The organism is Nonomuraea sp. NPDC049607, assembly GCF_040675375.1.
GTDB lineage: Bacteria > Actinomycetota > Actinomycetes > Streptosporangiales > Streptosporangiaceae > Nonomuraea.
In genome coordinates this window covers 208715-234084 of the sequence record NZ_JBFAOV010000007.1, presented here as the reverse complement: position 1 = coordinate 234084, position 25370 = coordinate 208715, and the positions used below count along the sequence as shown (strand labels likewise).

Here is a 25370-nt window from a genome sequence, read left to right as displayed (position 1 = left end):
ATCCCCCGATAATTTCGTTGGTCGGAGCATAGGTATGTGCTGCCCAGGGCGTCAATAGCTGTCGTGGGAGCGATCCCAGTCCGAAACTTTCGGATACACTCCCGAACGTGTCAGCTAAGAGGCGCGTGACGATCGCACTGATCGCAGAAGAGGCCGGAGTCTCCATCCCGACGGTCTCCAAGGTCATCAACGGCCGGCCCGAGGTGGCGCCGGCGACCCGTCACAAGGTCGAACGGCTGCTCCAGGAGCACGGCTACCAGCGGCGCGTCAGCCAGGACGACAGCCCCGCCGGCCTGGTCGACCTGGTGTTCGCCGAGATCGAGTCGCCGTGGGCCATGGAGATCGTGCGCGGCGCGGAGAGCGCGGCCCACGAGGCCGGGGCCAGCGTCGTCATCTCGGTGCTGCACACCCACGCCGGCCCCGGACGCGACTGGCTCGAACGGCTGGCCGCCCGCCGTACCGACGGCGTGGTGATCGTCGCCTCCCGCCTGTCCACCGGCGTGCAGGCCCAGCTCAGCGCGCGGTCGCTGCCGTTCGTCGTGGTCGACCCCGAGGGCGAGCCGGCGCCCGGCGTCGTCTCGGTCGGCGCCACCAACTGGAACGGCGGCCTCGCCGCCACCCGCCACCTGCTCGAACTCGGCCACCGTCGCATCGGCATGATCAGCGGCCCCGCCGACATGCTCTGCAGCCAGGCCCGCGTGGACGGTTACCGGGCCGCCCTGGAGACGGCCGGCGTGCCGCTCGCCCCCGAGCTCATCCGGCGCGGCACCTTCCTCGTCGACTCCGGCCACGACCAGGGCCACGCGCTCCTGTCCCTGGACGAACCGCCCACGGCCATCTTCGCCGGCTGCGACCTGATGGCGTTCGGCGTGTTCGAGGCCGCCCGGCAGCGGGGGCTGCGCGTACCCGAGGACCTGAGCGTCGTGGGGTTCGACGACCTGCCGCTGTCGAAGTCGGCCTGGCCGCCGCTGACGACGGTACGACAGCCCTTGCAGGAGATGGCGGCGCTGGCCACCCGTACGGTGCTGGGCATGGGGAAGGGTGAGGTGCCGGAGACCAAGCGGGTGGAACTGGCCACGGAGTTGATCGTCCGGGAGAGCACGGCCGCCGTGGAATGACGGGAGCGGGCACCCCGGCCCGAGCGGTCTTCGCCCTTCGGGCTCAGGCCCCCTTCCTTCGGCGCCTCCGGCGCACCCCGCGCCTGCGGCGCCCTGGCCCCAGCGCTTGCCCCGCGAGGCCCGGGACGCCAGCACCCGGCTACATCTGAGGCAGCCCGTAACCCCGGTCGGCCGATCCCAGGCCGCAAGGCCTCTCGGAGAAACGGCAAGCTCCCCTTTCGAGTTCTTGGCGTCGCGGTCACAGGAACAGGTTGTGGGGGTCGTGGGTGGTCTTGAGGGAGGTGAGCCTGCTCCACGTGGCTGGGGTGTACGCCTCGGCGGCCAAGGCCGGGGCTTCCGGGCCGGCCAGGAAGTTGCGGAAGCGGAGGCCCGTGCTGGACGGGTCGGCGAGGTCCAGGGGCGGTTTCGGGTTCGTGGCTGCGAAGACGTTCGGGGCGGTGAAGACGTTCGGGGCGGTGAAGACGTTCGGGGCGGTGAAGGTGTTCGTGGTGGTGAAGGTGTTCGTGGTGGTGAAGGTGTTCGTGGTGGTGAAGGCGGTCGTGGCGGCGGGTGCGATCGTGCTCAGGCTGTAGGCGGCCGTGCGGTGGTCGATCGCGTTCGGGACGTCCGGGGCGGCGGACAGGGCGCCGCCGAGCCGGCGGATCTCGACCGTCGCGAAGCCCGGGTCGGGATGGTCGAACAGGCCGGGGTCGAGGGTGTGCAGCATCAGGGAGAGCTCGTGATAGGCGGCGGGTTCCGTGGGGTCGTCGTGGACGGCGGCGATCTCGGTGCACGGGCGGTCCCTGACGGTGTCCTCGACCGGACGCAGGGCGCGAAGAGGGGCGATCAGGGTCTCGGGGGCCGGGTGCGAGGACGAGAGGGGCGAGAGGGCGGCGTGGGCCAGGCGGATGGCCACCAGGTGGGCGTGGGGCAGGCGGAGGAGGGCGATGGAGGTGTTCATCGTGTCGGGAAGGTCGCGGCTCCACTCCAGCCAGGCGGCCAGCAGCTCGGACGCGCGCTCGGCGGGAAAGCGCAGCATGCCACCGTGGAAACGGGGGACGGCGGCGAGTTCCACTTCCATCGCGGTCACCACGCCGACGCCCGGCCGGCCGCCGCGCAGGGCCCAGAACAGGTCCGGGTTCTCGTACGGGCTCACCGTGCGCAGGGATCCGTCGGCCGTGACCAGGTCCAGCGACCTGACCCGGTCGGCGGCCCAGCCGAGCGTGCGGCCGAGCACGGGCAGGCCGCCGCCCAGCGTGTAGCCGATCGCGCCGACCAGAGGGGAGGAGCCGTTCGGCGGGGTGAGGCCGTGCTCGGCGGCGGCGTCGACGACCTGGCCCCAGCGCACTCCGGCCTCGACGCGGGCCGTGCGGGTGGCGGGGTCGACGGACAGGCCGGTCATCCGGCGGGTGTTGATGAGAAGGGCGCCGTCCGTGGGGGTGGACAGGCCGTGGCCGGTCGCCTGGATCGCCACCCTGAGCCCTGCCGACCGCGCGTGGGCGATCGCCTTCCGGACGTCGGTCACGTCCCGTGCGCCGACGACCACGGCGGGGCGGGCGGGGGTGGCGACGGTGTTGAAGCGGGCGGTCTCGTCGTCGTATCCGGGGTCGCCGGGGACGAGTGCCGGTCCGCTGAGGTGGGAGATCATGGCGGCCAGTCGATCGCGGAAGCGGCCGGGGAACCAGACGGGGTTCGTCCGCACTGTCATCACCGGTGGTGATGAATCGGGGGGCGGGGCCAGTAGGGTCGGGTGGCGTGAGCGAGGAGCTGGAGGGGCTGGCCGTACGGCTGCGGGAGTTCGCGCGGGCCCGTGACTGGGAGAGGTTCCATACGCCGAAGAACCTGGCGATGGCGCTGGCGGGGGAGGCCGGGGAACTGGTCGCGGAGTTCCAGTGGCTGACCGCCGAGGAGTCCGCGAGCCCCGACGCCGACACGCTCGCCCGCGTCCGTGCCGAGCTCGGCGACGTGACCCTGTACCTGGTCCGGCTGGCCGACGTCCTGGGGGTCGACCTGGTGGAGGCGGCGACGGCCAAGCTGGCGGACAACGAACGCCGCTACGACGCGGCCGGCTACCGCGGCTCGGCCCGCAAGGCGCCGCCGTCCACCTGACCGGCGTACGGCCGGAACCCGCCGGAACCACGAAGGACCGCCGGCCGGGCCGGCGGTCCGAGGGGGAGGGGCGGTCAGGGTGTGGGGCGGTGGTCGCGGAGGGTGAGGAGGGCGAAGACGGCCAGCCCCGCGAAGACCACCGCGCTCACCGCCCCCACCGTGTTCAGCCCCGCCGTGAACGCCGCCCGCGCCAGGTCCAGCAGGTCGGGCAGGTCCTTGGCGGCGGTCACCGCCGCGCTGATGCTCTCCCGCACGGCCTCCACCGGCAGGTGCTCGGGGAGCCGGCCACGGTAGACGGCCGTGCCGAGGCTGCCGAGCGCGGCCACCCCCAGCGCCACCCCGAACTCGCCGCTCGTCTCGGTCAGGGACGCCGCAGACCCGGCCTTCTCGGCGGGCGCGGCCGTCATGATCACGCTGTTGCCCGCGCCCATCGGCAGCGCGATGCCCGCCGAGGCCAGGACCAGCCCGGTGACGACCAGCCCGGTCCCGCCGACGCTCGGGACCAGGGTGTGCAGGAACAGTCCGACGGCGCCCAGCGCCAGCCCGGCGGCCATCACGTACGCGGTGCCGATCCGGGCGGCGAGCCGCGGCGCGGCCGTCAGGGCCACGATCATCGCCAGGTTCTGCGGCACCAGCCACAACCCGGCGCCCAGCGGCGACAGCGACTCCACGGCCTGCAGGTACTGGGTGGTCATGAGCGTGGTCCCGGCCATGACGATCCCGCCGAGCGACATGATCCCCAGCGTCGCCGCGAACGCGCGGTTGCCGAACAGCCGCAGGTCCAGCAGCGGGTTGGCGAGCTTACGCTGCCGCCGGACGAACACCACGCCGAAGGCCGTCCCGGCGACGAGCGCGGCCACGGGCACGGTCTGCCAGCCGCCGCGCGCGATCTCCTTGAGCCCGTAGACGGCCGGCAGGATGGTCGCCAGGGACAGGGCCACGCTGGCCAGGTCGAGGCGGCCGGCGTCCGGGTCGCGGTACTCGGGGAGCAGCAGCCGTCCGGCGACCAACACCGCCGCCATGAACGGCACGCCCATCAGGAACGCCGACCCCCACCAGAAGTGCTCCAGCAGCAGCCCGCCCACCAGCGGGCCGACCGCCATGCCGAGCATGAAGCAGCCGTACCAGAGGCCGATCGCGGTCCCCATCTGCCGGCCGTCGGTGAACATCGTGCGGATCAGCGCCAGCGACGACGGCAGCAGCGTCGCCCCCGAGATCCCGAGCAGCGCCCTGGACACGATGAGCATCTCCGCGTTCACCGAGTACGCGGCGGCCACCGAGGCCGCGGCGAAGGCCACCGAGCCGATCAGCAGCAGCCTGCGCCGCCCGATCCGGTCGCCCAGCGTCCCCATGGTCACCAGGAAGCCGGCCAGCATGAACGAGTAGATGTCCAGGATCCACAACTGCTGCGGCGCGGAGGCCCCGAGACCGGCGCTCAGGTGCGGCAGCGCCAGGTAGAGCACGCTCAGGTCGATGGAGAGCAGCAGGGCCACCGAGGCCAGGACCGCGAGTCCGGTCCATTCACGCCGTCCCGCGAGGGTGCCGGTCTTCATGTCGTTTGCCCCTTCCATGGGCTTCACCGCTTTTCGATGGCTTCACGGTGCCGGAGGGCGCTTCAGGTGTGCTTCTCGCCGGCTTACGGCGGCACATAAGGTGACGGACATGCGTTTTGGGGTGCTGGGCTCGCTGGCCGTGTGGACCGACGCGGGGGAGCCCGTGACGATCCCCGGGCTCAAGGTACGGGCGCTGCTCGCCGACCTGCTCGTCCACGAGGGCCATCCGGTCTCGGCCGACCGGCTGGTCGACGACCTGTGGGGCGAGGAGCCGCCGGGCAACCCGGCGGGCGCGCTCCAGGTGCGGGTCTCGCAGTTGCGCAAGGCGCTGGAGGACGCCGAGCCGGGCGGCAAGAACCTGGTGGTCTCGCGGGCGCCCGGCTACCTGCTGCGCACCGATCCAGGAGCGCTCGACGCGGCCCGCTTCGCCGACCTGCTGACCCGCGCCGAGGCCGCCGACAGCCCCCGGACCAGGGCGGGGCTGCTGGCCGACGCCCTGGCGCTGTGGCGGGGGGAGGCGTACGCGGACTTCGCCGACGAGGAGTACACCAGGTCGGCCATCGTCCGGCTGGAGGAGCAGCGGCTGACGGCGCTGGAGCAGCGCGCGGAGGCCCGGCTCGAACTGGGCGAGCACGGGCTGCTCGTGGGCGAGCTGGGCGACCTGGTGGCCCGGCATCCGCTGCGGGAACGGCTGCGCGCCGCCCACATGCGCGCCCTCTACCGGGCCGGACGTCAGAGCGACGCCCTGGCGGGCTTCGCCGAGCTGCGCGAGCGCCTGGCCGACGAACTGGGCCTCGACCCCGGCCCCGACCTGGTCGCGCTGCACCAGGCGATCCTGGGCCAGGACCCGGCGCTGAGCCTGCCCGCCGAGCGGCCCACGACGAACCTGCCCGCGTCCGTCAGCAGGCTCGTCGGCAGGGACGAGGCGCTGGCCGAGGTCTGCTCGCTGGTCACCGCCGAGCGGCTGGTCACGCTGACCGGCACCGGCGGCGTCGGCAAGACCAGGCTCGCTCTGGAGGCGGCGCACCGGCTGCTGGACGGGTTCGCCGACGGCGTCTGGCTGGTCGCGCTCGACCAGGCCACCCACTCGCCCGCCGAGGCGATCATGGCGGCGCTGGACATCCGCGAGGACCCGTCGGGCGGCGACGTCCACGAGCGGCTGGCCGCGGCGCTGCGGCCGAGGCGCGTGCTGCTCGTGCTGGACAACTGCGAGCACGTGATCGAGCAGGTCGCCGAGCTGGCCGAGGTGCTGTTGGCCGCCGCGCCGCGGCTGACCGTGCTGGCCACCAGCCGGGAGCCGCTCGGCGTGGACGGCGAGGTGTTGTGGAGCGTCCCGCCGCTCGGCCTGCCTACGGGCACGGACCTGACCGAGATGGCCCGCTCCGACGCGGTCCGCCTGTTCGTCGCCAGGGCCGCCGCCTCCGCCCGCGGGTTCGCCCTGGAGGCGGGCAACGCGCAGGCGGTGGCCCAGCTCTGCCGGCGGCTCGACGGCATCCCGCTGGCCCTGGAGCTGGCCGCGACGCGGGTGCGGGCGCTCGGCGTCCAGGGCGTGGTGGACCGGCTGGACGACCGGTTCAGGCTGCTGGCGTCCGGACGGCGGGGCGCGCCCGCCCGGCAGCAGACGCTCACCGCCGTGATCGACTGGAGCTGGGACCTGCTGTCGGACGAGGAGCGGGTGGTGCTGCGCCGCCTGGCCGTGCACGCCGACGGCTGCACCCTGGAGTCGGCCGAGGCGGTGTGCGCCGAGCCGGGCCTCGACGTGCTGGACCTGCTGGCCCGGCTGGTCGACCGCTCGCTCGTGGTCGTCGCCGAGGGCACGACCGGGGTCAGGTACCGGCTGCTGGAGTCGGTGTCCGAGTACTGCGCAGGCCGTCTCGCCGACGCCGGTGAGCTGGCCGGCGTCCGCCACGCGCACCTGCGCCACTACCTGGACCTGGCGATCGAGTCCGAACCCGGCCTGTACGGCGGCGAGCAGCGGGACCGCCTGCTGCGCCTGGACGCCGAGTCGGCCAACATGCGGGCCGCGCTCGACACCGCGATCGCCGAGGGTGCCGCCGACGCCGCCGCGCGTCTGGTCAACGCGCTGGCCTGGTACTGGTTCCTGCGCGGCCGGCTGGCCGAGGGCAGGCGCTCGCTGGGTGCGGCGCTGGCCGTCGAAGGTCCGGACGACCCGGCCCGGCAGCGGGCCGCGGCCTGGCACGCCGGGTTCGCGCTCATCCTGGGCGAGCAGGTCGCGTGGGAGCCGCTGATCGACCGGATCGCCGACCCGGGCGAGCGCGCGAGGGCCGAGCTGTTCGTCGGCGTGGGCGTGCCCGACATGGTCACCGGCCAGGAGCTGACCGGACGGGCGCTGGCGGCCTGCCGCGAGCTCGGCGACACGTGGGGCGTCGCGGTCGCGCTGGCCAGGCAGGCGCGGGACGCGTTCACCACGCGGGACACCGAGGCGCTGGAGCGCGACGCGGGGGAGAGCGCGCGGCTGTTCGGCGAGCTGGGCGACCGCTGGGGCATGTTGCAGGCCACCGAATGGCTGGCGGGCGCGGCCGAGATGGCCGGCGACCACGAGCGGGCGCGCCGGCTGTTCGCCGAGGGGCTGGGCATGGCCGAGGAGCTCGGCCTGTGGCCCGAGGTGGCCGGGCGCATCGCCTGGCTGGGCTGGACGGCGCTGCACAGCGGCGCGTACGACCAGGCCATGGAGCTGTGCGGACGGGCGATGAAGCTGGCGCTCGGCCAGGGCTACAAGATGGGCGAGACGATGGCCGAGATGGGCCTGGCGTTCGCCGCGCGCCGCGCAGGGCTGCTCGACCTGGCCGAGTCGCACCTGCACCACCTGCTGGAGGGCCTGCCGCGCGACCCCGGCGTCGAGCCCCCGCTGCACCTGCCCGACCTGCTGGTAGAGCTGGGCCACGTCACCGAGCTGCGCGGCGACCCGGCCGCGGCCATGGAACTGCACCGGGAGGCGCTGGCTGCGGCGGTCAGGATCGGCGACCCGCGCACGGCGGCGGCGTGCGTCGCGGGCGCGGCGTCGGCGGCCGGGCCGACCGAGCCGGCGGCGGTGCTGCTGGGCCTGGCCGCCGCGATCCGCGAGCAGATCCAGACCCCGGCGACCGCCTCCGAACGCGAGGAGGACGAGCGCGTCACGGCCCGGGTCCGCGACGCGCTCGGTGAGCGGGCCTTCGCCGAGGCGTACGAGCGGGGCGGCACGTACAAGCTGGACGACGCCCTGGGGCTGTTCTGACGGTCAGCGCCCGACATGCTCGGCCAGGCGGTCGAAGAACTCGTCCCAGCCGGCCCTGGCCTGGTCGGCGTGGGCCTGGTCGGTGTTGACGCCGAACTGGTGGAAGCGCATCTCGGTGCCGCCGTCCCGGTCGAGCAGGTCGAGCGTCACCACGGAGGCGGGGCCGTCGCCGGGGTTGTCGGGGTCGCCGGTCGTGAACACCAGCCGCGCGGGCGCCTGCACCTCGCGGTAGGAGCCTTCCAGTGTGGCCTCGAACCCGTCCTCGCCGACGAGCGTCGCGCGCCACCGGCCGCCGGGGTGGGCGTCCAGGGTGATCCGGCCGACCGGCGTGGTCAGCATGCGGGGGCCGAACCAGCGCGAGAAGCGCTCGGGCTCGGTCCAGGCGGCGTAGACGTCCTCGCGGGGGGCGTCGAAGGTGCGGACGATCTCGTACTGTGCGGTCTGCGTCGTTGTCATGTCTCCACGATGCGCGGGCGGCCTTACGGTCCTCTTCTCACGGCCTTACGGTGATCTGCCGCACCGGCCGTACGGACAGCAGAACCAGGCAGCCGGCGACCGCGACCAGCGCGGAGAAGGCCAGCACCTCGCGGGAGCCCACCAGGGCGGCCACCGGCCCGGCCAGCGCCTGCCCGATCGGGAGCGACATGGTCGAGCCGCCGATCTCGTACGCGCTGACCCGGTTCAGCGCCTCGGCCGGCACCAGCGTCTGCACGCTCGTCGCCCACATCACCGACCAGAACGCCCACCCGGCCCCGCCCAGCACGTGACAGGCCATGATCACGCCGAGCGGCACGCCGGCCGCGAAGCTCAGCGGCTCCAGCGCGAACAGGAACATGCCGACGCCGCCCGCCGCCAGCGGCCTGGCCGGCCTGATCCGCAGCGCCACCAGCCCGCCCACGATCGTGCCCGCCCCGCTCGCCGACATGACCAGCCCGTACGCGGTCTCCCCGAACGCGTCGGTCACGATCACCGAGCCCAGCGGGATCAGCGGCCCGAACAGGGTGATCCCGAAGACCACCCAGATCATGATGACGCTCCACATCCACGTCCGGGACCGGAACTCCCGCCACCCCTCCCGCAGCCGCACGAGCACCGGCTCCTCACCCGAGCCGGCCACCCGCACCCGCATGAGCAGCAGGCAGGCCGCGCTGACGGCGAACCCGGCCGAGTCGGCGGCGAACACCACGCCCACCCCGGCCAGCCCGACCAGCGCGCCGGCCAGGCCCGGCCCGAGCAACTGCATGATCGCCTCGGACATGCGCAGGGTGGCGTTGGCCCGCTGCACGTCGGACGCGATCCGCGAGATCGTGCCCGCGACGCCCGGCGTGTACATGGCGGCCGCCGCCCCTGCCGCCGCCGACAGCGCCAGGACCTCCCACAACTCCGGCCGGCCCAGCCCGAACAGGACCGCCATGCCGGCCTGCGTCGCCGTCCTGGTGAGGTCGGCGCCGACCATCATGCGGCGGGGGGTGAAACGGTCCATGAGCACGCCGCCGAACAGGATGAGCCCGGCCATCGGCACCATCCAGGCGGCCAGCGCCAGGCCGACGCCGGTCGCGCCGTAACCGGCGTCGTGCATGCCGAGCGCGGTGGCCACCGGCATCATCGCCGAGCCGAGCATCGACACCGTGCGGGCGGTGAAGAAGAGCACGAAGTCGCGCGTCCACATGGACGGCCATCATGCCCTAATAAGGAAACCTTCCTATCAGAAGGGTGGTCCGGCGCGGGCCCACACCGAACCCCTTCGCCCCGCACGCGAGCGCGGTCGGAGCGGCGTGGGGTGGGCGGCGTCCGGGGTGTGTGACAGGGTGGAGGACATGCGGATCATCCGTGCCGGCACGGTGCTCACTGGGCGCCCCGGAGAGGTCATCACGGACGGCGAGGTGCTGATCGACGGCTCGCGCATCCTGGCGGTGGGCCCCCGCGGCAGCGCGGGCGACGCCCCCGAGACGCTCGACCTGCCCGGCCACACCCTCCTGCCCGGCCTGGTCGACGCGCACGTGCACCTCGGCTTCGACGGCACGGTCGACCCGGTGACCGGCCGCAGCGCCGTGAGCGACGGCCACCTGCTGCTGCGCATGGCCGAGAACGCCCGCAAGCTCGTCTCCGCCGGCGTCACCACCGCCCGCGACCTGGGCGGACGCGGCTTCCTCGACCTCACCCTGCGCGACGCGATCGAGGGCGGCCTCGCTGTCGGCCCGCACCTGATCGCCGCGACCCGGCCGATCACGGTCACCGGCGGCCACTGCTGGTACATGGGCGGCGAGGCCGACGACGAGCCGTCCGTCCGACGGGTGGCCAGGGAGAACCTGCGGGCCGGCGCCGACTGCCTCAAGGTGATGGCCTCGGGAGGCGAGATGTCGCCCGGCTCGGTGCCGAGCTGGCGGGCCCAGTACCCGGCCGCGCTGATCAGGGCCGCGGTGGAGGAGGCGGCGACGCGCGGCAGGACCGTCGCGGCCCACGCCCATGCCCCCGAGTCGATCCGCAACGCGCTGGAGGCCGGGGTCACCACGATCGAGCACTGCACGTTCCACACCCCGGCGGGCCCGGCCTACGACGCGCGGCTGGCCGACCGCATCGCCGAGAGCGGCACGTACGTGTGCCCCACCGTCCACGGGCAGTTCTGGAACCTGCGCGCGCTCGTCGGCGCCGAGCCGATGGACCGCTGGCTGGGCAACCTGGCCGCCATGCGCGAGGCCGGGATCAGGCTCGTCGCCGGCACCGACACCGGGTTCGCCATCGCCGGGCTCGACAAGCGCACCGACGACTACGTGTCGGGGCTGGAGGTCTTCGCCGAGGCCGGGTTCGGCAACGCCGAGATCATCGAGCTGGCCACCGTACGCGCCGCCGACGCGTGCGGGGCCGGGGCCGAGACCGGCAGCCTGGAGGCGGGCAAGCGCGCCGACGTCATCGCGGTCCGCGGCAACCCGCTCGACCGCCTGGCCGACCTGCGCGCGCTCGAACTCGTCCTGGTGTCAGGGCGTTCGGTCTCCCAGAAGCACGTGGACACCGTGACCCCGTCGGTCGGCTGAGTCGGTCGGCTGAGTCGGTCGGCTGAACCGAAGGAGAATTCATGCTGCCCTGGTCCGCCGAACTGGCCGGACGCCTCGACCACCACGTCGTCGACAGCGCCCTGCTGCGCGGCAACCCCCTTGGCGACCCGCACGAACGGCCCCTCCTGGTGTACGTGCCGCCCGGCTACGACTCCGAACCCGACCGCCGCTACCCCTCCGTCTACGTGCTGCTCGGTTACACCGGGCACGTCGGCATGTGGCTCAACCGGACGCCGTTCCGTCAGCCGTACCCTGAGCTGGCCGACGCCGTGTTCGCCGCCGGGCAGGCGCCGCCCGCGATCGTCGTCTACGTCGACGCCTGGACCGCGCTCGGCGGCAGCCAGTACCTCGACTCGCCCGGCACCGGCCGCTACCACTCCTACCTGCGCGACGAGGTCGTCCCGTGGGTGGACGCCCACTACCGGACGATCGCCGACCGCGACCACCGTGCCGTCACCGGCAAGTCGAGCGGCGGCTACGGGGCCATGGTCACCGCGATGCTGGCCCCCGACGTGTTCGGCGCGCTCGCCACGCACGCCGGCGACGCCCTGTTCGAGGTCGGCAACAGGAACGCGTTCCCGGGCCTGGCCCGCAGGTTGCGCGACATGTACGACGGCTCCTACGACACGTTCCTCGCCGACTTCCGCGGCCGTCTGGCCGGCACCAGGGAGGGCGACTTCGAGCTCCTGGAGATGTACGCCTACTCCGCGGCCTACTCGGCCGACGACGACGGCACCGTACACGTCCCGTTCGACGACACCGGGGCGGTGATCCCCGAGGTGTGGAGCCGCTGGCTGGCCCGCGACCCGGTGGTCATGGCCGCCGAGCCCCGCTACGCCGAGGCGCTGCGCTCGATGCGAGCGATCTGGGTGGACGCCGGCAGCCGCGACGAGTACTACCTGGACTTCGGGGCCACGGCGTTCCGCCGCGCTCTGGAGGCGGCGGGCGTACCGGACGAGCGGGTCTACTTCGAGCTCTTCGACGCCGGGCACGGCGCGATCGAGTACCGCTATCCCCTCGCCCTGGCGTGGCTCACCCGCCGCCTGTCGGCCTGACGGGACGCCGGGCGCTAGGCTGCCGCGTGTGGAGTTGAAGGATCAGGTACGCGAGCTGCGCGCCCAGGGCAGGTCCCCCAAGGAGATCGCCCGGGCGCTCAAGGTGTCGCCGTCGGTCGTCGCGCCCCTCGTGCGCGCCATCGCCGCCGAGAACGTGACGACCGGCGAGGCCGAGGTGGTCGGCTGCTGGACGAACGTCGGCTGGAGCGCCGGGCTGGGCGTCGACCCGTCCAAGGGCTGGACCGACGAGGCCCCGGAGTCCGGCGCGGGCGGCATGGTGTGCGTGCTGGTCGCCCGGCGTCACACCTGGGACCGGATGACCGTCTGCGGCTACCTCGCCGACGTCTACTGCCTCGGCGTGAAGAACACCATCGGCCCCGACGTGCTCGACGATCGCGACCTGCGCAGGTTCCGCGAGTACTTCTTCGGCGAGTACGCGGGCTACCAGGAGGTGCCGATCGAGCTGGCCCAGAACCTGGTCTTCGGCTCGATGGACTACGCGCGCACGCTCGGCTTCGAGCCCCACGAGGACTTCTCGCCGGTCAGCGACCTGCTGGGCAAGTGGGAGGGCGGCTCGGCCATCACCTTCGGCCGCGAGGGCAAGCCCTTCTACGTGCCGGGCCCGCACGACGACCCCGGCAAGGTCCTGCGCATCCTGCGCCGCACCCTCACCGACGACCAGTTCGACTACTTCATCGAAGACCAGTCACCCGCATCGTGACGTTGAGGCGTCCGGCGGCCAGGCCCGTGGCGGGGTCGCCGGTGCCCGGATGGACCTTCGGCACGCCGTGATAGGCGAACCGGGACGCGCCGCCGAACACGAACAGGTCACCCGAGGCCAGCTCGACGTCCGTGTACGGCTTCCCGCGCGTCTCGGTGTTGCCGAAGCGGAACAGGCACGTGTCGCCGACGCTCAGGGACACCACCGGGGCGTCGGAGCGTTCGTCCTTGTCCTGGTGCATGCCCATCCTGGCCTGGCCGTCGTAGAAGTTGACCAGCGCGGTGTCCGGTTCGTAGCCGTCGTCCGGGCGGCCGTAGGCGTCGGCGATCGCGCGGCGGCCGAGGTCGCCGAGCCAGCCGGGGAACGCGGCCACCCGCTGCCCGTTCACGTCGTGGGCCAGCCGCGTGTACCGGTACGGCTGCCAGTGCCAGCCGACGCACACCGTCCGCACCGACATCACGCCGCCTCCGGGCAGCACGGTGTGCCGGATCGGCACCGGGCCGGTGGCCCAGGCGCGGCAGGCGCGCACCAGGTCCTGCTGCTCGCGGAGGGACAGCCAGCCGGGGACGTGCACCGCGCCGGGGGCGATCTCCCGCATGGGCAAAGGGATCACAATTCTTCCCGAAATATCAGATTTCGTCCTATTCGCCATGGTGTGCCGTCGGTGTCGGCTCCGCGCATGCCTTCCAGTGTCCCAGGGGCGGCCAGGGCGACCGCGGGGGCCGTGGCCGCGAAACCGTACGTCCGGTTCGGGTCCCAGTCGGTGCTGCGGCGCAGGCGTCCGCTCATCCCGGCCCATCCCGCCGGCTCGCCCGCGACCACCCAGGCGTCGGGGGCTCCTGCCGTGAACCGCCTGGCCTGACGCAACCACGACGCCGCCGTCTCCGGCCAGGCGACCACCGCGAGCACCGTCCCCTCCCAGGCGTCCGCGAACGCCTCGGCCAGGTGGACGCCGTCCCGGCCGTGGCCGATCACGACCGCCGCCGCCCTCGGACGCTGGGCCCGTACCAGCGCGAGCACCCCCTCCAGCTCGGCGATCGGCTCGCCCGTCATGTCGCGTCGTGCAGGACGAGGCCGAGGGTGTGCCGCAGCCCGGAACGCACCGTGCTGACCCCGTGCCGCACCGGCGAGGCCGACCAGCCGCGCGAGGAGCGCACCGGCCGGTCGCGGGTGGTGAAGATCAGCCCGTGACCCTGCGGCAGGACGGTCACCGTGCCCCGCGACTGAGCCCTCGGCCGCTGCTCCACCAGCAGGAACTCGCCCCCGGTGTACTCCTCGCCGGGCCGGTCGAGGCCGATCACGACCTGGAGCGGGAACACGAGGTCGCCATACAGGTCGCGGTGGAGGGCGTTCCAGTCGTTCTCGCGGTAACGCAGCAGGATCGGGGTCGGCCTGGTCTGTCCCGCCGCGTGGCACATGTCCAGCCACTCGCCGAAGTCGTCCGGCCAGGGCGCCGGCTGGCCGAGCCGGGCCGCCCAGTCGCGGGCGATCGGCAACAGCCGGGGATAGAACGCCGCCCGCAACGCCTCGACCAGCGGCGGGAACGGCCGGCGGAAGTACCGGTACTGGCCGGAGCCGAACCGGTGGCGCGCCATGTCGATGGTGGCGCGGAACCGGCCCGGCTCGTCGTACAGGGCGGAGATCTCCGCGCACTCCGCCGGCGAGAGCAGCTGCGGCGTCAGCGCGCAGCCGTGGGCGTCGAGCTCCCCGGCCAGCAGCTTCCAGTCGGCCCCTTCGACCTGCGGGAACCCCGTCATGGCAGCACGCTCCACAGCTGCGGCTGGAGCACGCCTTCGAGGGTGAGCAGGTCGCACTTGCGTTCCAGGCCACCCGCGTAGCCGGTCAGCGCGCCGTCCGCGGCGACCACCCGGTGGCAGGGGACCACGACGAGCAGCGGGTTCGCGCCGATCGCCGCGCCGACCGCGCGGATGCGGTCCCGTGCCGCGCCCGCGCGGGCGGTCAGCTCGCCATAGCTCACGGTGGTCCCGTACGGCAGCGCCGCCACCTGCTCCCACACCTGCTGCTGGAACGCCGTCCCGCGGGCGGCCAGGGGCAGGTCGAAGACGGTACGCTCGCCCGCGAAGTACTCGCCGAGCTGCCGCTCCGCCTCCCTGAACGCGGCCGGCTCCCGGCGTCCGGGCGGCGCGCCCACGTCGAACGACACGCGGGTCAGACGCCCCTCGCCGTCGCCGGCGAGCAGAATCTCGCCCAGCGGGCTGTCGATGATGTTGTGGATGTCCATAGTCTCTACAACACCGGAGCGTCCGCGGAAGTCAGCGGTTTTCGGACGTCGTGGCTGGAGGAGAGGAAGTTCATGGCCGGATCGCGAGAGCACACCTTCACCGGGACGCGGGGGCCGAACGTCGTCCGCGAATGGCCGCACGCCCGGCCCCGCTACCTCGCCCTCCTGGTCCACGGGTACGGCGAGCACATCGGCCGCTACGAACACGTCGCCGACCGCCTCGTCCGGCACGGCGCGGCCGTCTACGGACTCGATCACATGGGCCACGGCAGGTCGGCGGGCGAACGCGTGCTCGTCGAGGACTTCGAGGACGTCGTCACCGACGTGCACGCCGTCGAGGAACGCGCCAGGGCCGACCATCCCGGCGTCCCGGTCGTGGTGATCGGCCACTCGATGGGCGGCATGATCGCCGCCCGGTACGCCCAGCGCTACGCCGAGGGCCTGACCGCGCTGGTGCTGTCGGGGCCGGTGATCGGCGAGTGGGAGGTCATCCCGGCGCTGATGGCGCTCGACGAGCTGCCCGACGTCCCCATCGACCCGGCCACGCTCTCCCGCGACCCGTCCGTGGGGGCGGCGTACGCGGAGGACCCGCTGGTCTGGCACGGGCCGTTCAAGCGGGCCACGGTGCGGGCGTTCGCCGCGATGCTCGACACGATCGCCAAGGGCGGCACGTTCGGCGACCTGCCCACGCTGTGGGTGCACGGCGACGACGACCAGCTCGTACCGCTGGCCGGGAGCCGGGCCGGGGTGGAGGCGGTCAAGGGCAGCGACCTGACCGAGCGGATCTACGCCGGAGCCCGCCACGAGGTGTTCAACGAAACCAACAAGAACGAGGTGCTCGCCGACGTCGAAGCATTCGTGGACCGCGCACTGAACCCCCACTGACCCGGCGCCACGCGACCAGCGTGTCGGTGGCCGGGTGCTGTGCGATCCGTATTTCGGTGGACGGTTGCTGCGTGGCCGACGCGTCAGTGGTCGGTTGTCGTGCGACCGGAGTTCCGGGGGGCGGATGCGACGCGGCCGGTGTTTTCGGTGGTCGGGTCTACGTGCACGGTGTTTCGGCGGTCGTGTGTCAGGCGACCGGTAGCCAGAGGTGGGCTGTGCCGTGGGTGCGGCTGAGGTCGATCCTCCAGCAGCCGCGTTCGGGGAAGACGAGCCCGGTGCCCCATTCGTCCCCCGGCCGGTGCCAGGTCGACCCGCCGTGCTCCTCGGGCCCCCAGGCGAGCCGGGCGGCGGTGCCGTCGGGAAGGGCCGCCTTGACCGTCAGCGGTCCTTCCCCGGTCATCCGCCACACGATCTTGACGGTCTCGCCCCGCGGCAGCGGCACCCCGGACACGAACAACAACCCCCACAGCTCGACATCTCCCGACACCCCCCGCACCTCCGGAAACCCCTCCCCTTCCACCACAGGCGTCTCCGCACAACCCCCGCCGCCGCCACCCCCAGACCTCGGCTTCCCACCAACCTTCAGACTCGGCCCCCCGCTCGGCCGCCCACCCGTCTCCGAGCTCGGCCCTCCGTCCGGCCTCCCACCCGTCTCCGGGCTCGGGCCTCCGTCCGGCCGCCCATCCGTCTCCGGGCTTCCACTCCCGCTCGGCGTGCTCCCGCTCGGGGTGAGCCCCGGGGATGAGCTCCCCTCGCCCCCGGACAGAGCCCCAACGCCACCACCACTCGCGACTGGCGACCCTCCGGAACCACCGCACCCCGCACACCCGCTCGCCAGCAGGAGCGCCACCACCGAAAACGTCGCTATCTTCCTCATGCCCTCACATACCCCGCCACCCGCCCAAAGGTTCCAGCGAAACAAGCGCCACCCACATCCCAACCCAAGAGCCACCTGAGCCCCACCCCCGCAAGCACACGGGCCTTGTGTGTGTGGGGGGCCTGTGCAGTGGAACGGACTGTCCCCCAAACACCGGAAGACCCCGCGGCCCCCGGCCCTTCGGCACTGTGGGCCTTGTGGGGGCGGGGCTGTGTGCGTGGGGGGCCTGTGCAGTGGAACGCGCTGCTCCCCAAGCACCGGAAGGCCCGCGGCTCCCGGCACTCCCGGCCCCGCCCCTCGGCGCCCGGCGCTCCCGGCCCCGGCTCGCGGCGCTCCCGGCCCTGACCCTCGGCTCCCGGCCGCGACGGCCGATGAATTTCCGCCATCCCCAAGGTCTGCATGAACCGAGGAGGCGACATGAACGAACGGGCACGGGCATTGACGGCAGGGGTGGCGCTGCTTGAGCGGGCCATCGACTACACCTTGGGCAGCCTCCGCATAGTCAGCCCCCACGTGCTGTGCCGCCCCACCCCGTGCTCCCACTGGAGCCTCCAGGCGCTCCTGGACCACATGCACGACTCCTTCGAGGCCCTGAACGAGGCCGCGCTGGGCCACATCGCCCCTGCCCGCAGGCCCGTCACCGTCGGCGGCCCCGCGCCCGGCAACCCGGCCCTGCTGCTCAGGGACGGCGCGACCGAAGTGCTCGGCACCTGGACGGGTACGATCCAGGCCGAGATGATCTCCGTGGGGAACGTGCCGATGACGACGCCGATGGTCGCCGCGGCGGGCGCCATCGAGATCACCGTGCACGGCTGGGACATCGCGCGAGCCTGCGGCGAACACCGCCCGATCCCGCACGCCCTGGCGGAAGAACTGCTGGACCTGGCCCACCTGTTCGTCACCGACGAGGACCGCCCGTTCCGCTTCGCCGCCCGGCTCCGGCCGCCCCCGCTGGCCACCGCCCAGGAACACCTCCTCGCCTACCTCGGCCGCGCCCCGCACTGACGGCATGACCGGCCCCCCACTCGGTGGCGGCACCCCGTACGATCAAAGAGGGACACGGGGCCCGACAGCCGTCCGGCCGGTCGCGGGCCAGACACCTCGACCGGGCCGGCCCACGTGATGGCGACGACCGTTCTTCGTGCGGCCGTCGCCATCACCCCGAACCGCACCTCCACGGAGGCCGGAGGCGGAAACGGTGTCAGGCGTCTTCGGCGGCCGCCGCCGCGACGACCTCCAGAACCTGGTCACCGTATTTGGCGAGTTTGTTCTCCCCGACCCCGTTGACCCGGCTCAGCTCCGCCAGTGAGGACGGCGCCGACGTGGCGATCTCCCGCAGCGTGGCGTCGTGGAAGATGACGTACGCGGGCACGCCCTGTTCCTTGGCGACGGCGCCCCGCCAGGCCCGCAGCCGCTCGAACAGCGGCGCCGCCTCTGCGGAAAGCTCGGCGACCGGCTGCCCCTTCGCCCCGGACGACCCGGACGACCTGGACGCCCGGGACGCCGGACGGGCGGTCTCCCGGCGCAGCGGCACCTCCCGCTGCCCGCGCAGCACGTCGGCGCTGGCGTCGGTGAGCACCAGCGTGCCGTGGTCGGACTCCACCGCGAGCAGGCCCTGGGCCAGCAGTTGCCGCGCCACGCCGTGCCACTCGGCGTTGCCCAGGTCGGTGCCCACGCCGAACACGGTCAGTGAGTCGTGGCCGTGCTGGAGCACCTTGGCCGTCTTCTTGCCGAGCAGGATGTCGACCACCTGGCCGACGCCGAAATTCTGGCCGCGTTCCCGCTTGAGCCGGAGCACGGTGGACAGCACCTTCTGGGCGGCGATCGTGCCGTCCCAGGACTCGGGCGGGCTCTGGCAGGTGTCGCAGTTGCCGCAGGGCTCGGCGCCCTTCTGCCCGAAGTAGTCGAGCAGCATGACCCGGCGGCAGCCGGCCGTCTCGCACAGCGCCAGCATGGCGTCGAGGTGGAGGACCTGGCGGCGGCGGTGGGCGTCGTCGCCCTCCAGGGCCATGCGCCGGTGCTGGACGACGTCCTGGAGGCCGTAGGCCATCCAGGCGGTCGCGGGCAGGCCGTCGCGCCCGGCCCGGCCGGTCTCCTGGTAGTAGCCCTCGACCGACTTGGGCAGGTCGAGGTGGGCGACGAACCGCACGTCGGGCTTGTCGATGCCCATGCCGAACGCGATGGTGGCCACCACGATCAGCCCGTCCTCGCGCAGGAAGCGGGACTGGTGGGCGGCGCGGGTGCGGGCGTCGAGCCCCGCGTGGTACGGCACCGCCGCGATGCCGTGATCGGCCAGGAACGCGGCGATCTTCTCCACCGACGAGCGCGACAGACAGTAGACGATGCCGGAGTCGCCCGGGTGCTCGGTGCGCAGGAAGTCGAGGAGCTGCCGCTTGGGATCGCTCTTGGACGTGATGCGGTAGTGGATGTTGGGCCGGTCGAAGCCGGCCACGAAATGGCGGGCCTCGTCGAGGCCGAGCCGGGTGGAGATCTCGGCGTGGGTGGCCGGGGTGGCGGTGGCGGTCAGCGCGATGCGCGGCACCTGCGGCCAGCGCTCGCGCAGCTCCGACAGGGCCAGGTAGTCGGGGCGGAAGTCGTGGCCCCACTGCGACACGCAGTGGGCCTCGTCGATGGCGAACATCGAGATCTCGCCCTTGGCCAGCAGCCGCATCGTGGCCTCGACGCGCAGCCGCTCGGGCGCGAGGTAGAGCAGGTCGAGCTCGCCGGCCAGGAACTCGGCCTCCACGAGCTGGCGCTCGTCGAAGTCTTGGGTGGAGTTGAGGAAACCGGCCCGCACGCCGAGCGCGCGCAGCGCGTCGACCTGGTCCTGCATGAGCGCGATGAGCGGCGAGACGACGACCCCCACCCCGGGGCGCACGAGGGCCGGGATCTGGTAGCACAGGGACTTGCCGCCGCCGGTGGGCATGAGCACCAGCGCGTCGCCGCCGCCGACGACATGGTCGATGATCTCCTGCTGACCCGCCCTGAACGAGTCGTAACCGAAGACGCGGTGGAGAACCTCGGTGGGGGTATCCATGCGGCTACCTTACGTGGTCGTCGATCGACGTTCCGTCAGTTCCGCCGACGGCGGACCGCGGGTCTCAGGCCGGCTCGGCGGGCAGCGCGGCCTCCTGCTCCGGCGCCCGCCCGTACCGATCGTAGGCCACCAGCGAGAGCGCTCCGAGCACGCACGCCGCCGCCACCGAGGCCATCACCGCCGGATATCCGGCGATCTGCGCCACCGCCGCCGACAGCAGCGGGGCCACCGCCTTGGCCACCGTGACGGGCAGGGCGAGCGCGCCGCTCAGCGTCGCGTACGCGGTCGTGCCGTACCGGTCGGCCAGCAGCGCGGGACGGGCGATCGTGGCCACCCCGAACCCCAGCCCGAACAGCACCACCCCCGCGACCGCCCCCGCGACGCTGTCGCCCGCCAGCGGCAGCAGCAGCGCGGCCACTCCCTGGACGGCGAACATCGCCGCCGTGACCAGCGCCACCGGCCACCGGCTCCGCAGCCCCGTCGTGACCAGCCGCCCGGTCACCGACAGCACGCCGAGCAGCCCGGCCACGCTCGCCGCGAACACCGGCGGATGCCCGAGCGCGATCAGGTACGTCACCAGCAGCACCCCCATGACCGCCACCGCCCCCGTCTGGGCCAGGAAGGCGGCCACGAGCAGCCAGAACGGCCGTTCGCGCAGCGCGGAGCCGACGATCTCGCGCCGCCGGGCCCGCGGCGCGGACGCCCGCCGCCCCCGAAGGGCGAGAGCGTGCAGCGGCACGGCCGTCAGCGCGTACCCGGCGGCCAGGACGACCAGCGCCCGCCGCCAGCCGTACCGGTCCACGAGGAGGCCCGTCAGCGGCAGGAAGATGCTGGAGGCGAACCCGGCCACCACCGTCACGGCCAGCAGCGCGCGCGCCCGCCGGGCCGCGTCGAACCAGGCGACGATCACCGCGAAGGCGGCCTCGTAGAGCACCATGGCCGAGGCGGCCCCGAGCACCGCGCACACCAGGTAGAGCTGCGTCACCGTGCGCACCTGCGACCACGCGAGCACCGCGAGCCCGCCCAGCAGGGACCCGGCCGTCATCAGCGCGCGGCCCCCGTGCCGGTCGAGCCGGCGTCCGACGAGCGGCGCGAACAGGGCGGACACCAGCACCGCCACCGTGATCGCCCCGGTGAGCTGGGCGATCCCGGTCCGCAGGTCGCGGGCCATCGGCGGGATGAGCACCGAGAACGCGTAGTAGAGCACGCCGTAGCCGGCCGTCTGCGTGATCGCGAGCGCCCCGACCACGAAAGCCGGCGACCTCGGACCGGGTACGGCGATCACGCACTGGTTCGTTCCCGTTCACCAGCCGGAAATACGGTGACAAGGGTCACTCCGGGACCGAGTAGCGTCGGACGCATGAGTCTTTCCTATGTGGTGACCGGCGGCGGGCGTGGCATCGGGAAGGCCGTGGTCCAGCGGCTCCTGGGGGAGAAGGACACCGTCGTCGTCATCGACCGCGACGGCGGCTCGCTGTCCTGGACGGGCCCCCGCGTCATCCCCGTGGTGGGCGACGCGGCCGACGAGGAGCTGGCCGCCTGGGCCGCCGACCGGGCCCAGGAGGCCGGCACGCTGGCGGGCTGGGTCAACAACGCGGCGATCTTCCGTGACGCCTCCGTGCACGACGCCCCGATCGCCGAGGTCAGGGAGCTGGTCGCGGCCAACCTGGACCTGGCGCTGGTGGGCTGCGCGGTGGCCGTCCGTCGGTTCCTGGCGGCGGGCACGCCCGGGGCGATCGTCAACGTCACCTCGCACCAGGCCACGAGGGCGGTGCCCGGCAGCCTGCCCTACGCCACGGCGAAGGCCGCGACCGAGGGCCTGACCAGGTCGCTGGCCGTCGAGTACGGGCGGTACGGCATCAGGGTCAACGCCGTCGCGCCGGGTTCGGTGGCCACCGAACGCTACGAGGACTTCCTGGCCTCCAGGACCGCGGACGAGGTCGTGGAGGTCGAGCGCGAGATGGCCAGGGTGCACCCCCTGGGCCGGGTCGCCCACCCGGACGAGGTGGCCTCGGTCGTGGCGCACCTGCTGTCGCCGGAGGCCTCCTTCGTCAACGGTGCGACGATCCCCGTGGACGGCGGCCGGACCGTCCTCGGGATCGACCCGGAAGCCAGGGAATGAAAACCATTGTCACCCGGTTGAGAGGGGCATGAAGAAGAACCTGCACCCCTCGTACCGTCCGGTCGTCTTCCGCGACCCGAGCGCCGGCTTCGCCATCCTCACCCGCTCGACCCTGACGAGCAGCAGGACCGTCGAGTGGGAGGACGGCAGGACCTACCCGGTCGTGGACGTCGACGTGTCGTCGGCCAGCCACCCGTTCTACACCGGCCGCAGCCGCGTCCTCGACACCGAGGGCCGCGTCGAGCGCTTCAACCAGCGCTACGGCAGGAAATGACAGCCGAAGCTTGACCCGCCCCTGTCCGCTCCCTGCCTTCCGGCCGGAGCGGCCGGGGGTTTCGGCATGTCATGCCAAGGACGCGCGAGGCGGGCATGCTGGGGCTACTGGTGGGTACAAGGCTTTCACCGGCGTGGGAGCAATGGTGATCGCGATGGGTCTCTCTGGAAGGGAACGCCGCCTCCTCGCTGAGATCGAGCAGGGCCTCGAACGGGACGACCCCGAGCTGGCCCGGCGCGTGGCGGCGATCAACAGGATCGAGTCCGACGGAATCGACTATCCGCATGCCTGCGGTGACCGGCTACGAGTGTGGGCGCTGACCCATGTCTGGATCATCTTCGGGGTGGCCGCCGCCGTGATCCTGCTGCTCCTGCTGGCCGTGCTCACCACCTGACGGCCGGGCGCGGCGGCGTCTGAGCACCGCCAGGTCCACGGCGGCCACCACGGCCACCGCGGCGGCGATGGCGGCCTCCCAGACCCACACCTGCTGTCCCGTGGACATCGCGCGGGTCACGAAGAAGACCGCCGCGACCACGGCGACCACCAGGGCGATCCACGACAGGATGCGCCTGGCGCGCAGCGGACTGCGCGCGGTCACCGGCTCGGAGCCCTCGCGGTCACGCAGCCACATGCCGCTCTCCTCTCAGGCCAGGCACCGCAGCGCGGCGGCGACCCGCGGGTCGAGCCCGTCGGTCGGCAGCCGCCCCACGGTCGCCTCCACGAACTCCGGGTACGACAGCGACGCGCTGCCCTGGTCGACGCTCACCCAGATCTGCTCGGCCGTCTGCTCCACCTGCGCCTTCGAGTCCTGCTCGGCCAGCACGAACCGCCCGACGGCCACCCGCCAGAACGTCCGGTGGTCGATCTCCTCCTGCGAGACCGGCGCGCCGACGTCATCGGCGTGGGTGGCGTACTCGGAGTCGTAGTGGAAGGTCTGCAACCCCACCGGGTACGGGCCCGCCATCGTGTCGATCGTCGCGTCGCGGCCGAGTGCCCGCATACGTTCGCGCGTCTCGCCGTTCTTGGTGCGCCACTCCTGGAGCACCGTCTCGACGGGCACGTCACGACGCTGCCGTACGGACCACTCGTTGAAGTCGTTGAACCCGGTCACCCCCTCGGCGGCCACCCGGGTCAGCAGCTCCTGCACGGTGCCGTCGAGGCAGGCGTGGTTGTACGCCTCCTCACCCGCCAGGTGGGCGAGCACGTCCCGGACCGACCACCCGGCACAGCGGGACGGACGCGCCCAGCCCGCCTCGTCGAGCCCGTCGAAGAACCGGTCGAGCCGGGCCGCCTCGGTGTCGAAGATGTCGAACGGGTCGAACTCTCGGAGCAGCTCCTCAGCCATACACCGGACGTACCCCTCACGCCTCGACTTTCACGGCCAGGGAGCCCAGAGCCGACCTGGCCTGCTCGTACTCGGCGCGGCAGGAAGGGGCGCGCTCGGCCGGAACCCAGCCGCCCTTGGCGATGCGGGCGTACTTGACGGGGTCGGCGCCGTACAGCAGGCAGGCGAAGGTGGCGGACGCGGCCGTCCCCGACAGGTGGTCCGCGTCGGTGTGGGCGGCCAGCAGGTGGCGGGCCTCGGCGGCGGCCACCACGTGCCCGCCGTCGCGCGCGGCGAGCGTCAGCGCGGCGAACCGGTCGGCCTGCTGCTCGTCGGCGGGCAGGCCGTTGAGCGCGGCCAGGGCGTGGCCGAGCTGGTGGTGGTAGAGGGCGGCCAGCGCGCCGTCCACGCGGCCGGCGGTGGTGCGCCGGTCGGCCTCCTCGGTCTCGGAGATGCCGGTGAGCGTCCGGTCGATCTTGTTGACCAGGGAGTAGCAGATCGTGATCCGCCGCTTGCCGCCGTCCCAGCGGGCGCGGGGGGCGTCGCAGCCGCGGGTCACGACCTGGACCCCGCCGAGCCGGGGCCGCAGCGCGCCGCTGTCCTTCAGGAGCTTCCTGGCGTGTTGCTCGCGGGCCGTGCCGGCGGGTTCGTAACGCACCGAAGGCGCCGCCCCCAGCGTGCTCGTCAGGCTCAGGACGAGGGCGATCAGGGGGTTGGGCATATAAGGGCTCCTGTCGGATCGACGCGCTGTCCGTGAGGCGGCGTGCCGCCTCCTTTGCAAATGGGACAGTCCATGCGGCGATCCGGTGATCGATAAACCCCGGTGCGGGTAAAGGAATCCGGAAAAGCCGAAGGCCCGGCTCCCACCAGGGGAACCGGGCCTCAGACGATCAATTACCGGTGGTGCCAGGAACGGTAGACCTTGACGTAGTCGCGACGGCTCTCGGAGCCGTTGAGCTCGTCGTTGCCCTCGTAGACGGCCTTGAACGTGCCGCTCTTCCAGGCGCGGGTCTTGGCGGAGAACTTGCCGCCCCACTTGGTCGTGGTGGAGGCGACCCACTTCCAGCCGCTGGAGCCGTCGGCGCGGTAGTAGACGCTGACCTTCTCGCCGCGCAGGCCCTCCCAGCCTTCGTCATCGACCTGAAGGCGACCGGAGAAGTAGATCGAGCGGCCCTGACGGACCTTGTAGGGGTCGGCCGTGAAGCGCGAGACGCGGGTGTCGGCCTTGCCCTTCTGGATCTCGACGTTGAAGAACGCCGAGTCGGTGGCGACCTGCTTGTTGTCCTTGTCGAAGGCCACAGCGGTGGCCTTCCACTTGCCGGCGAAGTCGCCCTCGTTGAACGGGACGGCGAAGCGCCAGCCCTGAAGGTCCTTGACGTCCTTGGCGCGGAAGGTGCGGACGTCGCCCTCCGGCGCCACGCTCAGCGTGACCTTCTGGACGTCGGAGCTGGCCCCGATGTCGAAGTACGCGGTGGTCTCGCTGCCGGCCTTCACCACGACCGGGTTGGGGGTGATGTCACGGATCTTGAGCTCCGTGGCGTGCTTGGTCGCGGTGGCGGAGGCGGCGCCCGCGCCGGAAACCAACATGGCCCCGCCGACGAAGGCGGTGATGATTCCTACTGCGATCTTTCTCATGAGGGTGCTGATTCCTCTCCCCGTATCGACTCGAAGCCGGCACCGGGGCGCGCCGGCTTCCTCTACTACTTTGAGGCACGAGTTGGGAAAAAGGTTCGCTAAAGATACAGAAAATATTTGATCACGGTCCTAACCAGGACCTATGCAAAAA

At 72.7% G+C, this 25370-nt stretch carries 26 protein-coding genes; 11 read left to right on the top strand and 15 right to left on the bottom strand.

The window, feature by feature from the left end; genetic code table 11:
* The first annotated feature begins 107 nt into the window (after positions 1–107).
* On the top strand, positions 108–1118 hold the full coding sequence (locus AB0J97_RS16940) for a LacI family DNA-binding transcriptional regulator (RefSeq protein ID WP_357694869.1): 1011 nt from the start codon (positions 108–110) through the stop codon (positions 1116–1118).
* A gap of 238 nt (positions 1119–1356) precedes the next feature.
* Here the strand turns inward: AB0J97_RS16940 and AB0J97_RS16935 are convergent, their stop codons facing one another.
* Positions 1357–2805 carry an FAD-binding oxidoreductase gene (locus AB0J97_RS16935; RefSeq protein ID WP_364089270.1) on the bottom strand — a complete coding sequence of 483 codons (1449 nt, stop codon included), beginning with the start codon at positions 2803–2805 and terminating at the stop codon, positions 1357–1359.
* Between the two features lie 47 nt (positions 2806–2852).
* Here AB0J97_RS16935 and AB0J97_RS16930 point away from each other — a divergent pair, with 47 nt between their 5' ends.
* Positions 2853–3206 carry a nucleotide pyrophosphohydrolase gene (locus AB0J97_RS16930; protein WP_357694879.1) on the top strand — a complete coding sequence of 118 codons (354 nt, stop codon included), beginning with the start codon at positions 2853–2855 and terminating at the stop codon, positions 3204–3206.
* Positions 3207–3280: 74 nt separating this feature from the next.
* Here AB0J97_RS16930 and AB0J97_RS16925 read toward each other — a convergent pair whose 3' ends face one another.
* Positions 3281–4759, bottom strand: coding sequence for an MFS transporter (locus tag AB0J97_RS16925; RefSeq protein ID WP_364089267.1), 1479 nt, complete (start codon positions 4757–4759; stop codon positions 3281–3283).
* A gap of 109 nt (positions 4760–4868) precedes the next feature.
* Between AB0J97_RS16925 and AB0J97_RS16920 the strand changes: the two genes are divergently transcribed.
* Entirely contained in the window at positions 4869–7994 is a 3126-nt protein-coding gene (locus tag AB0J97_RS16920) for a BTAD domain-containing putative transcriptional regulator (RefSeq protein ID WP_364089264.1), read from the top strand.
* A gap of 3 nt (positions 7995–7997) precedes the next feature.
* On the opposite strand, the gene AB0J97_RS16915 is transcribed toward AB0J97_RS16920, so the two are convergent.
* Together AB0J97_RS16915 and AB0J97_RS16910 are read right to left on the bottom strand one after the other, a co-directional pair.
* Positions 7998–8450 carry an SRPBCC domain-containing protein gene (locus AB0J97_RS16915; protein WP_364089261.1) on the bottom strand — a complete coding sequence of 151 codons (453 nt, stop codon included), beginning with the start codon at positions 8448–8450 and terminating at the stop codon, positions 7998–8000.
* A gap of 37 nt (positions 8451–8487) precedes the next feature.
* Positions 8488–9663, bottom strand: coding sequence for an MFS transporter (locus AB0J97_RS16910; RefSeq protein ID WP_364089258.1), 1176 nt, complete (start codon positions 9661–9663; stop codon positions 8488–8490).
* Between the two features lie 148 nt (positions 9664–9811).
* Between AB0J97_RS16910 and AB0J97_RS16905 the strand changes: the two genes are divergently transcribed.
* The 3 genes from AB0J97_RS16905 to AB0J97_RS16895 are packed head-to-tail and all read left to right on the top strand — an operon-like array spanning position 9812 to position 12823.
* Positions 9812–11026: an amidohydrolase family protein gene (locus AB0J97_RS16905; RefSeq protein ID WP_364089255.1), complete on the top strand. Its 1215-nt coding sequence runs from the start codon at positions 9812–9814 to the stop codon at positions 11024–11026.
* A gap of 41 nt (positions 11027–11067) precedes the next feature.
* Positions 11068–12102, top strand: a complete 1035-nt coding sequence (locus tag AB0J97_RS16900; protein ID WP_364089252.1) for an alpha/beta hydrolase-fold protein — start codon at positions 11068–11070, stop codon at positions 12100–12102.
* Between the two features lie 28 nt (positions 12103–12130).
* Positions 12131–12823, top strand: coding sequence for a helix-turn-helix domain-containing protein (locus AB0J97_RS16895; protein ID WP_357694893.1), 693 nt, complete (start codon positions 12131–12133; stop codon positions 12821–12823).
* On the opposite strand, the gene AB0J97_RS16890 is transcribed toward AB0J97_RS16895, so the two are convergent.
* From AB0J97_RS16890 to AB0J97_RS16875, 4 genes are read right to left on the bottom strand one after another with little or no spacing between them, the layout of a single operon-like run.
* Positions 12795–13421 (bottom strand): alpha-ketoglutarate-dependent dioxygenase AlkB, encoded by a 627-nt coding sequence (locus AB0J97_RS16890; RefSeq protein ID WP_364089547.1) that lies wholly within the window; start codon positions 13419–13421, stop codon positions 12795–12797. The two genes, AB0J97_RS16895 and AB0J97_RS16890, sit on opposite strands and share 29 nt — an antisense overlap.
* An 11-nt stretch (positions 13422–13432) precedes the next feature.
* Positions 13433–13876, bottom strand: coding sequence for a hypothetical protein (locus AB0J97_RS16885; RefSeq protein WP_364089249.1), 444 nt, complete (start codon positions 13874–13876; stop codon positions 13433–13435).
* Entirely contained in the window at positions 13873–14580 is a 708-nt protein-coding gene (locus AB0J97_RS16880) for a 2OG-Fe(II) oxygenase (protein ID WP_364089246.1), read from the bottom strand. The genes AB0J97_RS16885 and AB0J97_RS16880 overlap by 4 nt, the downstream gene beginning before the upstream one ends.
* A complete protein-coding gene (locus AB0J97_RS16875) occupies positions 14577–15065 on the bottom strand; it encodes a methylated-DNA--[protein]-cysteine S-methyltransferase (RefSeq protein WP_364089243.1) in 489 nt (162 codons plus the stop codon). Before AB0J97_RS16875 ends, AB0J97_RS16880 begins: the two co-directional genes overlap by 4 nt.
* Before the next feature lie 72 nt (positions 15066–15137).
* On the opposite strand from AB0J97_RS16875, the gene AB0J97_RS16870 reads away from it, so the two are divergent.
* The gene (locus AB0J97_RS16870) at positions 15138–15950 is read left to right on the top strand and encodes a lysophospholipase (RefSeq protein WP_364089240.1); all 813 of its coding nucleotides are present in this window, start codon (positions 15138–15140) and stop codon (positions 15948–15950) included.
* 187 nt (positions 15951–16137) lie between these two features.
* On the opposite strand, the gene AB0J97_RS16865 is transcribed toward AB0J97_RS16870, so the two are convergent.
* Entirely contained in the window at positions 16138–16437 is a 300-nt protein-coding gene (locus AB0J97_RS16865) for a hypothetical protein (protein ID WP_364089237.1), read from the bottom strand.
* Between the two features lie 807 nt (positions 16438–17244).
* Here AB0J97_RS16865 and AB0J97_RS16860 point away from each other — a divergent pair.
* On the top strand, positions 17245–17832 hold the full coding sequence (locus tag AB0J97_RS16860) for a TIGR03086 family metal-binding protein (RefSeq protein WP_364089234.1): 588 nt from the start codon (positions 17245–17247) through the stop codon (positions 17830–17832).
* A 196-nt stretch (positions 17833–18028) separates the two neighbouring features.
* Here AB0J97_RS16860 and recQ read toward each other — a convergent pair whose 3' ends face one another.
* On the bottom strand, positions 18029–19864 hold the full coding sequence (gene recQ, locus AB0J97_RS16855) for a DNA helicase RecQ (protein ID WP_364089231.1): 1836 nt from the start codon (positions 19862–19864) through the stop codon (positions 18029–18031).
* Positions 19865–19928: 64 nt separating this feature from the next.
* A complete protein-coding gene (locus AB0J97_RS16850) occupies positions 19929–21149 on the bottom strand; it encodes an MFS transporter (protein ID WP_364089228.1) in 1221 nt (406 codons plus the stop codon).
* A gap of 75 nt (positions 21150–21224) precedes the next feature.
* On the opposite strand from AB0J97_RS16850, the gene AB0J97_RS16845 reads away from it, so the two are divergent.
* The 3 genes from AB0J97_RS16845 to AB0J97_RS16835 all read left to right on the top strand — a co-directional run bounded on the left by AB0J97_RS16845 (position 21225) and on the right by AB0J97_RS16835 (position 22654).
* Complete coding sequence (locus tag AB0J97_RS16845) at positions 21225–21986, top strand: SDR family oxidoreductase (protein WP_364089225.1); 762 nt, start codon at positions 21225–21227, stop codon at positions 21984–21986.
* A 28-nt stretch (positions 21987–22014) separates the two neighbouring features.
* The gene (locus AB0J97_RS16840) at positions 22015–22260 is read left to right on the top strand and encodes a type B 50S ribosomal protein L31 (protein ID WP_357694915.1); all 246 of its coding nucleotides are present in this window, start codon (positions 22015–22017) and stop codon (positions 22258–22260) included.
* A 154-nt stretch (positions 22261–22414) separates the two neighbouring features.
* On the top strand, positions 22415–22654 hold the full coding sequence (locus AB0J97_RS16835; RefSeq protein WP_364089222.1) for a DUF3040 domain-containing protein: 240 nt from the start codon (positions 22415–22417) through the stop codon (positions 22652–22654).
* On the opposite strand, the gene AB0J97_RS16830 is transcribed toward AB0J97_RS16835, so the two are convergent.
* The 4 genes from AB0J97_RS16830 to AB0J97_RS16815 all read right to left on the bottom strand — a co-directional run bounded on the left by AB0J97_RS16830 (position 22562) and on the right by AB0J97_RS16815 (position 25219).
* On the bottom strand, positions 22562–22891 hold the full coding sequence (locus AB0J97_RS16830; protein WP_364089219.1) for a DUF6343 family protein: 330 nt from the start codon (positions 22889–22891) through the stop codon (positions 22562–22564). The two genes, AB0J97_RS16835 and AB0J97_RS16830, sit on opposite strands and share 93 nt — an antisense overlap.
* Positions 22892–22903: 12 nt before the next feature.
* Entirely contained in the window at positions 22904–23605 is a 702-nt protein-coding gene (locus AB0J97_RS16825) for a maleylpyruvate isomerase family mycothiol-dependent enzyme (protein WP_357694921.1), read from the bottom strand.
* Positions 23606–23621: 16 nt separating this feature from the next.
* Positions 23622–24305 (bottom strand): DUF4344 domain-containing metallopeptidase, encoded by a 684-nt coding sequence (locus AB0J97_RS16820; RefSeq protein WP_364089215.1) that lies wholly within the window; start codon positions 24303–24305, stop codon positions 23622–23624.
* A gap of 173 nt (positions 24306–24478) precedes the next feature.
* Complete coding sequence (locus AB0J97_RS16815; protein WP_364089212.1) at positions 24479–25219, bottom strand: hypothetical protein; 741 nt, start codon at positions 25217–25219, stop codon at positions 24479–24481.
* Positions 25220–25370 lie beyond the last annotated feature (151 nt).

Excerpts from the sequence above, each read along its gene's own strand:
- AB0J97_RS16870 (WP_364089240.1), top strand. The coding sequence starts at position 15,138 with ATGGCCGGATCGCGAGAGCACACCTTCACCGGGACGCGGGGGCCGAAC.
- AB0J97_RS16890 (WP_364089547.1), bottom strand. The coding sequence starts at position 13,421 with ATGCGGGAGATCGCCCCCGGCGCGGTGCACGTCCCCGGCTGGCTGTCC.
- AB0J97_RS16825 (WP_357694921.1), bottom strand. The coding sequence starts at position 23,605 with ATGGCTGAGGAGCTGCTCCGAGAGTTCGACCCGTTCGACATCTTCGAC.
- AB0J97_RS16915 (WP_364089261.1), bottom strand. The coding sequence starts at position 8,450 with ATGACAACGACGCAGACCGCACAGTACGAGATCGTCCGCACCTTCGAC.
- AB0J97_RS16875 (WP_364089243.1), bottom strand. The coding sequence starts at position 15,065 with ATGGACATCCACAACATCATCGACAGCCCGCTGGGCGAGATTCTGCTC.
- AB0J97_RS16830 (WP_364089219.1), bottom strand. The coding sequence starts at position 22,891 with ATGTGGCTGCGTGACCGCGAGGGCTCCGAGCCGGTGACCGCGCGCAGT.
- AB0J97_RS16925 (WP_364089267.1), bottom strand. The coding sequence starts at position 4,759 with ATGAAGACCGGCACCCTCGCGGGACGGCGTGAATGGACCGGACTCGCG.
- AB0J97_RS16900 (WP_364089252.1), top strand. The coding sequence starts at position 11,068 with ATGCTGCCCTGGTCCGCCGAACTGGCCGGACGCCTCGACCACCACGTC.
- AB0J97_RS16840 (WP_357694915.1), top strand. The coding sequence starts at position 22,015 with ATGAAGAAGAACCTGCACCCCTCGTACCGTCCGGTCGTCTTCCGCGAC.
- AB0J97_RS16910 (WP_364089258.1), bottom strand. The coding sequence starts at position 9,663 with ATGTGGACGCGCGACTTCGTGCTCTTCTTCACCGCCCGCACGGTGTCG.
- AB0J97_RS16845 (WP_364089225.1), top strand. The coding sequence starts at position 21,225 with ATGAGTCTTTCCTATGTGGTGACCGGCGGCGGGCGTGGCATCGGGAAG.
- AB0J97_RS16880 (WP_364089246.1), bottom strand. The coding sequence starts at position 14,580 with ATGACGGGGTTCCCGCAGGTCGAAGGGGCCGACTGGAAGCTGCTGGCC.
- AB0J97_RS16935 (WP_364089270.1), bottom strand. The coding sequence starts at position 2,805 with ATGACAGTGCGGACGAACCCCGTCTGGTTCCCCGGCCGCTTCCGCGAT.
- AB0J97_RS16860 (WP_364089234.1), top strand. The coding sequence starts at position 17,245 with ATGAACGAACGGGCACGGGCATTGACGGCAGGGGTGGCGCTGCTTGAG.
- AB0J97_RS16920 (WP_364089264.1), top strand. The coding sequence starts at position 4,869 with ATGCGTTTTGGGGTGCTGGGCTCGCTGGCCGTGTGGACCGACGCGGGG.
- AB0J97_RS16905 (WP_364089255.1), top strand. The coding sequence starts at position 9,812 with ATGCGGATCATCCGTGCCGGCACGGTGCTCACTGGGCGCCCCGGAGAG.
- AB0J97_RS16835 (WP_364089222.1), top strand. The coding sequence starts at position 22,415 with ATGGGTCTCTCTGGAAGGGAACGCCGCCTCCTCGCTGAGATCGAGCAG.
- AB0J97_RS16885 (WP_364089249.1), bottom strand. The coding sequence starts at position 13,876 with ATGACGGGCGAGCCGATCGCCGAGCTGGAGGGGGTGCTCGCGCTGGTA.
- recQ (WP_364089231.1), bottom strand. The coding sequence starts at position 19,864 with ATGGATACCCCCACCGAGGTTCTCCACCGCGTCTTCGGTTACGACTCG.
- AB0J97_RS16820 (WP_364089215.1), bottom strand. The coding sequence starts at position 24,305 with ATGCCCAACCCCCTGATCGCCCTCGTCCTGAGCCTGACGAGCACGCTG.
- AB0J97_RS16815 (WP_364089212.1), bottom strand. The coding sequence starts at position 25,219 with ATGAGAAAGATCGCAGTAGGAATCATCACCGCCTTCGTCGGCGGGGCC.